The sequence below is a fragment of the Thermosulfurimonas sp. genome (assembly GCF_015491435.1).
In the GTDB taxonomy this organism is placed as follows: Bacteria; Desulfobacterota; Thermodesulfobacteria; order Thermodesulfobacteriales; family Thermodesulfobacteriaceae; genus Thermosulfurimonas_A.
The window spans coordinates 1-9,471 of record NZ_WFVX01000078.1 but is presented as its reverse complement, the minus strand read 5'-3'; the positions used below and the strand labels follow the sequence as shown (position 1 = coordinate 9,471).

The window sequence follows — 9,471 nt, the reverse complement described above, 5'->3', positions numbered from 1 at the left end:
GGATGGATCTCCCCTATCTGCGCGTGGTGTATGCCCCTAACGGACTCCCCTTTCGGCGAATCGGTTTTGCGGTATCTAAAAAGGTGGGTAAAGCGGTGGTGCGTAACCGGATCAAGCGCCGGTTGAGGGAGGTCTTTCGACGGAATAAAGACCTCTTTCCTCCGGGTTGCGACCTGGTATTCATTCCCCGGAGGGAAATCCTGCGCTTGAGGCCTGAAGAACTGGCGCGGGAACTGGCCCGGGCCTTCGGAAAAAGATGCTGACCAGGTTTCTGATCCTCGGCCTAAAGGTCTATCGGCTCCTGCTCTCGCCCTGGCTACCCGGGGGCTGCCGTTTTTACCCCAGTTGCAGTCGTTATGCCGAGGAAGCACTGAGGAGGTTCGGTCCGGTGCACGGGGGATGGCTGGCCCTGCGGCGGATCCTTCGCTGCCACCCCCTCCATCCCGGAGGCTATGATCCTGTCCCGCAAGGAGGAAAGAGCTAATGGAAACACGAGCCCTTCTGGCCATAGTCCTTTCGGTAATCATTCTGCTGGCCTTCCATCTCTGGTATGCCTCCCATTTCGCTCCGGAAACCCGGCCCTCCTCCCCTCAAGTAACGAAAAAGGAGGCTTCCCGGCAGGCGAAAACGGTGGCCGGGGCCTCCCGAATTTCCCGCGAAATCCCGGTAAAGCTTTCCCGGGTGCGGGAAATCACCGTGGATACGGAAAGTTTTCGAGCGGTGATTACCGAGGCCGGAGCCCGGTTCAAGAGTTTCGAACTCAAGAAATACCGCCGGGATCCTCGCCCGGATTCCCCCCTGATCCAGCTCGTCTCCGCTCCCAAACAGGGTCTCCCCATAGAGATCTATGTCCCGGAAAGGCCCGAGCTGGCCATCCTGCCCTATCGGGGGCCGCAGAAGACGATCTGGAAGCTCTCCGGGGGAGAGGAGGAAACCCTCAGCTTCCAGCCGGCCTATTCCTATCCGCTTCTCCTGAGCAAGAGTCTCACCTTCAGGGGAAAGAATTACTTCTTTGAGCTTACGGTAAGGGTCAAGAACCAGAAGAAAGAAGCGGTGCGGGAACGTCTGCTCCTGCGCCTGGTGGGGGCTCCTTTCTGTCGAAGCACCCGTTATGTATTTAAGGGCCCGGCCTATTTCGATGGAAAACACCTGGAGGAAGTGAAGATCAAGAAGGGCCATCGGGAATACGCGGGGCCCCTCTCCTGGGTGGGTTATGAGGACGCCTATTTTCTGCTGGCCCTTCTTCCGGAGGAGAACCTCAACTGGCGTCTCACCATGCGCCGGCTTGCGGATCAGGTTCAGGAGGTGATCCTGTGGTCTCCGGAATTCACCCTCCCTCCCGGAGGGAGCCGGGAGTTTCGTTTCGGGGTCTATTTCGGCCCCAAAAAGATGGAAGACCTCAAGGCGGTGGGGCGAGGGCTACCGGCGGCCCTTCATTTCGGCTTTTTTGATCCCATAGCCAAACCCCTCCTCTGGGCCCTCAAGTTCTTCCATCGGTTTGTGGGCAACTACGGCCTGGCCATCATTCTGGTCACCGTACTGATCCGCATCATCTTCTGGCCGCTCAATCACCTGAGCTACAAGAGCATGAAGAAGATGCAGGAGATTCAACCCCTGATCCAGCGTCTGCGCGAGAAATACAAAGACGACCCCCAGGCCCTGAATCGCGAACTCATGCAGGTCTATCGCACCTATAAGATCAATCCTTTCTCCGGGTGTCTGCCCATGCTCATCCAGATTCCGGTCTTCTTTGCCCTTTACAAGGTCTTGCTCCAGGCCATTGAGCTACGTCATGCGCCCTTTTTTGCCTGGATAAACGACCTTTCGGCACCGGATCGGCTGCCTGTGGGCTTTGATATCCCCTATCTTCACGGTCTTCCGGTGCTCACCATCCTGATGGGGGTCTCCATGTATGTACAGCAGAAACTTTCTCCCACCTCCCTTGATCCCACCCAGGCCCGTCTTATGCTTATTATGCCGGTGGTATTTACGGTATTATTTGTCAATTTTCCCTCGGGCCTGGTGTTATACTGGCTGGTAAACAACCTGCTTTCCATTGCACAGCAAGTTATGATCAATAAACTTCATGCGAGGTGAGGAGGATGACCGAGGAACGCATTTTCGAAGCCAAGAGCGTGGATCAGGCCATTGAAGAGGCTTGCCGGGTTATGGGATGTCTGCCCGAAGATCTGGAGGTGGAGATTCTGGAACACGGCTCGGCCGGGCTTTTCGGTCTGGGGGCCAAAAAGGCCCGAATCAAGGTTCGACTCAAGCCGGAAAAGATCCTTTCCGAACGGGCCAACCGGGCGATAATGTTCCTGAAAGAGCTTTTTCTTTCCGGAGAACTCCGGATCGAGCCCCAGGTGGAACTGGCTGCGGACCATGTGGTGGTCAACCTTGCCGGCGAGGATTCCTCCATCTTCACCCAAAACGGGGGTGCGGCCATCGAGGCCTTGGAATTCCTGGTGAACAAGGTGGTGGCCCGCAGGCTGGGCGTGGGGCCCAAGATCGTGGTGGATGTGGAGGGGTTCCGGGAAAGGCGTGAGGAGGAACTGCGTCGTATGGCCCTGGAGGCGGCGGAGAAGGCCAAACGCACCGGAAAACCCGTGGCCCTGCCTCCCATGAGCGCCCGGGAACGCCGCCTGATCCACATGACCCTCCGGGGACGCAAGGACATCCAGACCCGCAGCGCCGGGCAGGGCGAACGTCGCCATGTAGTGGTGCATCCCGCCCACGAACGTCCGCGTAAGAAAAAATGACCCCGGCCCACACCCGGACCGAGGATACCATTGCCGCCATCGCCACTCCTCCCGGTCCGGGAGCCATAGGGGTCATCAAGATCAGCGGGCGGGAAGCGGAGGGGATCCTGCGGCGTCTTTTTCGCCCGGCCCGGCCCAGAGAGCACTTCGAGTCCCATCGTTTTTATTACGGCCATATCGTGGATCCGGATACCGGCGAGCCGGTGGATGAGGTGCTGGTGGTACTCATGCGGGCCCCCCGAAGCTATACCCGCGAAGACGTGGCGGAAATCCATGCCCATAGCGGCTACCGGGTCCTCACCCGCATTCTGGAACTGGTCTTTCGGGCCGGAGCCCGTCCGGCCGAGCCCGGAGAATTCACCCTCAGGGCCTTTCTCAACGGACGTCTGGATCTGGCTCAGGCCGAAGCCGTACAGGAGATCATCTCCGCCCGCTCCGATACCGCCCTGCGTCTGGCCCTGCGGCAACTCTCCGGGGGTCTGTCCGAAAAGATCCGGCGGATCCGGGAGACCCTGCTCCATCTCCTGGCCCTTACCGAGGCGGCGGTGGACTTCCCGGAGGAGGACCTGGAGATCCTCTCCCCGGAGGAAACCCGGGAGCGGCTCCGAAAAGAGGTGCTTACGCCGCTTGAGGAACTCATCCGGGCCTCCGGAGAGGGGAAACTCTTTCGGGAAGGCATCGCCGTGGTCCTGGCCGGACGCCCCAATGTGGGTAAATCCAGCCTGCTCAATGCCCTGCTGCGGGAGGAACGAGCCATCGTGACCCCGATCCCCGGCACTACCCGGGACGTGATCGAGGAGACGGCTCAGATCGCCGGTCTTCCGGTAAGACTGATGGACACCGCCGGGCTGCGGGAAACCGGCGATGAGGTGGAGGCCATCGGGGTGCGCAAGGCCCGGGAAAAACTGGAGGCCGCAGACGTGGTGATCTTCCTAGTGGACGGCAGCCAGGCCCCCCGGGAGGAGGATCTCCGCCTCTACCAGGAGATCCGCAAGCGCCCCCACGTGGTGGCCGTAAACAAGATCGACATCGCTTCCCCGGATACCCTTTCGGCCTGGAAGAAAGCCCTGCCGGCGAACCCCGTGTATATCTCCGCCCTTAAGGGGACCGGGCTTTCCGAACTTTCCCGCCGGATCTTTGAAACGGTCATCGGTCACGGCCCGGCCGAACCCCCGGAGGTGGCTCCCAACCTGCGACAGAAAGCGGCCCTGGAAAGGGCCGCGGAGGCCACTCGCCGGGCCCTCGCCCTCCTGGAGAAAAAGGAACCCCTCCCGGAGCTCCTGGCGGTGGAGTTGCGGGAGGCCCTCTCGGCCCTGGGAGAAATTACCGGGGAGGTGACCACCGAGGACCTTCTAGACCGAATCTTCTCCACCTTCTGTATCGGAAAATAGATCTCCGAAAACTCCTTGACCTTCGGTAGCCTCCGGGCTAGCCTGCAAGGGAAGATGGCGGTACTGGTGGTGGCCGGAATCGATCCGAGCGGGGCCGCGGGGCTGGCCATGGACCTCCGGGTGCTCTCCATCCTGGGGGTCTATGCCACGGGTGTACCCACCGCCCTGACCGTACAGACCCCGGAAAAGGCCCTCTCCTGGCAGGGGGTTTCCGGGGACTACCTCCGTGAGGCCCTTCCGGCCGTCCTCTCCGGTCTCTCGGTAAAGGTTATCAAGATAGGCATGCTCGGCACCGTGGAAAATGTTCTGGTCCTATCCCGCATCCTTTCCGAATTTTCGGGAACGGTGATTCTGGACCCGGTGCTTTCGGCTTCAAGCGGCCTCCCCCTGGCGGAAAGAGACCTGGTTCCGGCCATCAGGAGGGAGCTCCTGCCCAGGGTAACCCTTTTTACCCCCAATCTTCCCGAGGCCGAGGCCTTTCTCGGAAGGCCGATCCGGAGAGGGGAAGAACCCGAAGCCGTCCGTGAGCTTCAGGCCCTGGGGCCTCCGGCGGTCCTTCTTAAGGGAGGACATACCGGGGGCCCCCGGATAAGGGACTTCCTCGGGGAGGGAGAAACCCTCCGGACTTTCGAGCGAGACAGGGTCCCGAGGGATTTCCGGGGCACGGGTTGTTTTCTGGCTTCGGCGGTGGCCGGCTTCCTCTGCCAGGGGCTTTCGCTGGTTGAGGCCGTGACCCGAGCGGAAGAATTTTTGACCCTGGGGCTTCTCCGGGCCGAGGTGAAAGGAGCTACGGCTCCGGAGCCCTCGATTCTTGTGGAACGTCTTTCCGAGGGGCGCCGGGTGCTTGAGGCCCTGGAGGAAGCTGCGGAGGAATTTTGCCGGCATCCGGTGCGCCCGCTCATCCCCGAGGTCCAGACCAACCTGGCCTACGCCCTGCCCCTGGCCCGAAGGGTGGAGGAGGTGGCGGCCTTTCCCGGGCGCATCGTGGCCTACGGGGACTCCGCCCGCCCGGTGGGCTGCCCCCGTTTCGGGGCCTCGAGCCACGTGGCCCGCATCGTGCTTTCGGCCCTGCGCTTTGACCCTGCAAGACGCGCGGCCATGAACATCCGCTATGCGGAAGAATTCCTGAGACGGGCCGAGGCCCTGGGCCTGCGGGTGGCCCGGTTCTCCCGCACCGAGGAACCCGAGGAGGTCAAACGCCGCGAGGGAGGCACCCTCTCCTGGGCGGTCACCACTGTCTGCCGGCGCCTGGGCTTCGTCCCGGACCTCATCGCCGACGAAGGCGACCTGGGAAAGGAACCCATGATCCGCATCCTGGCCCGCACCCCCCACGAGGCCGTCTCCCTGGCCCTGAGACTCCTTGAGATACATTTGTAGATCATTACCTTGACTTTTATTTTGCCGATCTTATCCAGTATGGAAGGCCCGGAAGGGTCAATCTTTAGAGGGAGGTGCGGGAGATGGCAGCTATCCGAGGACTAAATTTTCGTATTAGTACCCTTATCTGGGGGTTGGGTCTGGTGGCCCTGGGGGTTCTCTTCCTTTCGCTTCTGGGAAATCTGAAGGCTTTAGATGAGCAGGAAACCATCATCGCCGATCTTACCGAATTCAATCTGCCCCTTCTTAAGGAAATGTGTCAGGTGTCTTACCTCCTAGGACATCAACGGGCCCTCCTTCGACTGGACGGAGGGGGAAAGATGGAATTTCGGGAAAGTTCCGAAAATCTCAAAAGGCACCTGGGACAACTGGAAAAATATCTTCGGGATGCCCGGGGAGATACGGTGGAGGAAGAAAATCTTCTTTCCCGTTTACGCGAGAGTCTAAAGATTCTGCGGGAAGATTACAGCCGTTTTGAAAGGGAGGCCCTGGCCTATCTTGCTTCACCGGAGGAGGAAAAATCCCGGGCTCTGCAACAAAGGCTTCGGGCCATGGATCAGGAGGCGTCCCGGTTCATGAAACATGTGGATCTTCTGAATAAAAAGGCCCGTGGTAAAAGCCGGGAGCGAAGTCTCAAGGCCCGGCGCAATGCCCTTCTGATAACCCTTTTAGGGCTGAGTCTTATCCTTTTCGTCTTTGTCAGCGTTCTGCGGGTCTTTCGGCGCAATGTGCACGATTATCGGAGTCGCATGCAGGATCTTGCCGAGGGTGAGGCCGATCTCACCAAGAGGGTGGCCATCACCGGGAATACCGAACTGGACGAGGCCGCGGTCTATACCAACCGCTTCCTGGAGAAGATTCACGGTATCATCCGGGATCTGCGGGAGACGGCGGAGAGACTTTCCGGAGAAACCCGCCGTCTGGCCGAGGCCTTCGGGGTCTCGGTGCAGGGAGCGGAGCGGGGCCTGAACCAGAGCCGTAAGGCCCGGGAGTTCGCCTCGGAACTGGAACAGGAGATCGCTTCCATGGCCGCGGCCATGGAGGAAATGAGCGCCACCATCAGCGAGATCTCCCGCAACACCCAGGAAACCAGCCTTCGGGCCCGGGAATCGCAGGAGGCCGCCGAGGTCACCGCTCGGGTGGCTGCGGAACTGGTGGAGGCCTCCCAGCATATCCGGGAGATGAGCGACCTCATCGGGGGAGTGGCGGAGCAGACCAAACTTCTGGCCCTTAACGCCACCATCGAGGCCGCCCGGGCCGGGGAGGCCGGCAAGGGGTTCGCCGTGGTGGCCAACGAGGTCAAGGAACTGGCCCGCCAGTCCGCCGAACTGGTGGAAAAGATCAATCAGGCCGTGGAACAACTCCTCTCCCGGGTGGAGAATGTATCTCAGGCCAGCGAACGCAACCGGGAAGCCGCAAACGCCATTGCGGATATGGCCCAGAATGTGGCTGCCGCAGTGGAGGAACAGAGCACGGTGGTAAACGATCTGAGCAGCAACCTCACCCGCATCACCGAAAAATCCAGGGAACTCTCTCAGGAGGCCGAGGAGATGGAAAAATTGAGCCAGGAGATCCTGGAGGAGGCCCGCAAACTTCAAGTGGACGAATTAAACCAGATCGTCATTCATTTGGAAAAACTCCTTTCCTCCTTCAGGGTATAAGCACCGGGTTTAATCTTGTGAGGCCCCTCCGGTCGTGCTAAAAAAGAAAGAAACTCCGGTAAGGGAGGGGCCTCATGGCCATTTCCAAAGAGGAAGTTCAGCATGTAGCCCATCTCGCCCGACTGGAATTCTCCGAGGAGGACCTGGAACGATTCACCCGTGAGCTGTCCGGCATCCTTGAGTACATGGCCAAACTCTCGGAGGTGGACACCTCCGGGGTGGAGCCCACCTATAACGCCCTCCGCCTGGAGAATCGTTTCCGGGAGGATCAGGTGCGGCCCTCCTTCCCTCCGGAGGAAATCCTCTCCAATGCTCCGGAACGGGAGGGCTCGAGTTTTGTGGTTCCCCGGGTTATAAGATCCTAGGGAGGCGATTATGGAACATCGCTCGCTGCTGGAATGGCGGGAGAGTCTTCGGCGACGGGAGATAAGTGCCCAGGAACTGGTGGAATACTATCTGGAGCGCATCCGGCGTCTGGATCCCCAAATAAAGGCCTACCTTACCGTCTGTGAAGAGGAAGCCCGGCGCCAGGCCCGGGAGGCTGACCGAAGGCTTTCCGCCGGAGAGGAACTGCCCCTTCTGGGCGTGCCCCTGGCCATCAAAGACAACATCTGCACCCGGGGAGTACGCACCACCTGTGCCTCGAGAATCCTGGAAAACTTCGTCCCTCCCTATGATGCCACGGTGATAGAGAGGCTCAAGGCCGCGGGGGCTATCCTCCTGGGGAAGACCAATCTGGACGAGTTTGCCATGGGGTCTTCCACGGAGAACTCGGCCTTCTTTCCCACCCGGAATCCCTGGGACACCGAGCGGGTGCCCGGGGGCTCCTCCGGGGGGTCTGCGGCGGCGGTGGCGGCGGATCTCTGTGCCGGGGCCCTGGGGTCAGACACCGGAGGGTCCATCCGTCAGCCGGCCTCCTTCTGCGGGGTGGTAGGGTTTAAGCCCACCTACGGTCGGGTTTCCCGTTACGGTCTGGTGGCCTTTGCCTCCTCCCTGGATCAGATCGGGCCCCTTACCCGCACGGTAGCCGATACCGCGCTTCTTCTCCAGGTCATCGGGGGTCCAGACGAACGGGATACCACCTCCTGGCCCGAACCTCAGCCGGACTACCTGGCGGAACTGGAAAAACCCCTTTCCTCCCTGCGGCTCGGGATCCCTAAGGAAGCCTTCGGGGAGGGGCTTTCTCCGGAGGTGCGCCGGGTGCTGGAAGAGGCCCTTCGGGAAGCGGAAAAACTGGGGCATGAGATCCGGGAGGTTTCCCTTCCCCATCTGGAATACGCCCTTCCGGCCTACTACATCATTGCTCCGGCCGAGGCCAGTTCCAATCTGGCTCGCTACGACGGGGTAAAATACGGGTTCCGGGCCCCGGGGCGGGATCTCATAGATATGTACAAAAAGACCCGTTCCCAGGGCTTCGGGGCGGAAGTAAAGCGGCGGATCATGCTGGGCACCTATGCCCTTTCGGCGGGATACTACGAAGCCTTTTATCGCAAGGCCTCCCAGGTGCGCACCCTGATCATTCGGGACTTTGAGGAGGCCTTTCGCCAGGCGGATCTCATCCTCATGCCGGCCAGCCCCACGCCGGCCTTCAGACTGGGGGAAAAGACCGACGATCCTCTTAAGATGTATCTCTCGGACATTTACACTATTCCGGTAAACATGGCCGGGCTTCCGGGCCTCAGTCTTCCGGTGGGGTTTACCGAAAATCGCCTCCCGGTAAACCTTCAGGTGATCGGGCCGCAGCTGGCCGATGCTCTGGTCCTGGCCTTCGGCCGGGCCCTGGAGGCAGCCCTGACCCTGGACCTTAAACCCCCTCTGGAGTAGATAGGTGCAGCGTTTGCCCCTGGGATACCTTAAGCCGGGGATGGTTACTGCCGAAGAGGTCAAGGATGAAAAAGGAAGGGTCCTCTGCCCGCAAGGGACGGTCCTTTCCTCCGAACTCATTGAACGTTTCGGGAAGATGGGGGTACGTTTTGTTACGGTAAAAGGAAAACCGGTGGTTTTTCCCTGGGAAAAATCGCTGGAAGAGGAACTCCGGGAGCTTGAGGAACGGTTTGCCCGAAGCCGGCATCCTTTCCTTAAGGAGGTCAAGGAGACCCTGCGGGCCTTTCTCCAGGCCCAAGCCACCGAGGTAAGGGAATGATAGACGAGAAGCGGAGGGAGATAAAAAAGAAACTCCGGGGACTTCAGGGTCTCCCCACCCTTCCCCCCATCGTGGCCAAACTTACCCAGATGATCGGCGACGAAACGATATCCGCCCCTCAGATCGCTGCGGTGATCGAA

At 60.3% G+C, this 9,471-nt stretch carries 10 protein-coding genes; all 10 read left to right on the top strand.

What is annotated here, in order from left to right:
• On the top strand, window positions 1–263 hold a 263-nt coding region (gene rnpA / locus F8J34_RS03620; protein ID WP_297056623.1), incomplete at its 5' end, for a ribonuclease P protein component.
• Window positions 257–484, top strand: coding sequence for a membrane protein insertion efficiency factor YidD (gene yidD, locus F8J34_RS03615; RefSeq protein WP_297056621.1), 228 nt, complete (start codon window positions 257–259; stop codon window positions 482–484). The genes rnpA and yidD, both read left to right, overlap by 7 nt.
• Complete coding sequence (gene yidC / locus F8J34_RS03610) at window positions 484–2,097, top strand: membrane protein insertase YidC (protein ID WP_297056619.1); 1,614 nt, start codon at window positions 484–486, stop codon at window positions 2,095–2,097. Before yidD ends, yidC begins: the two co-directional genes overlap by 1 nt.
• 5 nt (window positions 2,098–2,102) lie before the next feature.
• The gene (jag, locus tag F8J34_RS03605) at window positions 2,103–2,759 is read left to right on the top strand and encodes an RNA-binding cell elongation regulator Jag/EloR (RefSeq protein ID WP_297056617.1); all 657 of its coding nucleotides are present in this window, start codon (window positions 2,103–2,105) and stop codon (window positions 2,757–2,759) included.
• The gene (gene mnmE / locus F8J34_RS03600; RefSeq protein WP_297056615.1) at window positions 2,756–4,150 is read left to right on the top strand and encodes a tRNA uridine-5-carboxymethylaminomethyl(34) synthesis GTPase MnmE; all 1,395 of its coding nucleotides are present in this window, start codon (window positions 2,756–2,758) and stop codon (window positions 4,148–4,150) included. The genes jag and mnmE overlap by 4 nt, the downstream gene beginning before the upstream one ends.
• Before the next feature lie 54 nt (window positions 4,151–4,204).
• On the top strand, window positions 4,205–5,527 hold the full coding sequence (locus F8J34_RS03595; protein WP_297056614.1) for a thiamine-phosphate synthase family protein: 1,323 nt from the start codon (window positions 4,205–4,207) through the stop codon (window positions 5,525–5,527).
• An 83-nt stretch (window positions 5,528–5,610) separates the two neighbouring features.
• Window positions 5,611–7,188, top strand: coding sequence for a methyl-accepting chemotaxis protein (locus F8J34_RS03590; protein ID WP_297056612.1), 1,578 nt, complete (start codon window positions 5,611–5,613; stop codon window positions 7,186–7,188).
• A gap of 74 nt (window positions 7,189–7,262) precedes the next feature.
• Window positions 7,263–7,553 (top strand): Asp-tRNA(Asn)/Glu-tRNA(Gln) amidotransferase subunit GatC, encoded by a 291-nt coding sequence (gatC, locus tag F8J34_RS03585; protein ID WP_297056610.1) that lies wholly within the window; start codon window positions 7,263–7,265, stop codon window positions 7,551–7,553.
• A 10-nt stretch (window positions 7,554–7,563) separates the two neighbouring features.
• Window positions 7,564–9,012: an Asp-tRNA(Asn)/Glu-tRNA(Gln) amidotransferase subunit GatA gene (gene gatA / locus F8J34_RS03580; protein ID WP_297056608.1), complete on the top strand. Its 1,449-nt coding sequence runs from the start codon at window positions 7,564–7,566 to the stop codon at window positions 9,010–9,012.
• Between the two features lie 4 nt (window positions 9,013–9,016).
• A complete protein-coding gene (locus F8J34_RS03575; RefSeq protein WP_297056605.1) occupies window positions 9,017–9,331 on the top strand; it encodes a hypothetical protein in 315 nt (104 codons plus the stop codon).
• Window positions 9,332–9,471 lie beyond the last annotated feature (140 nt).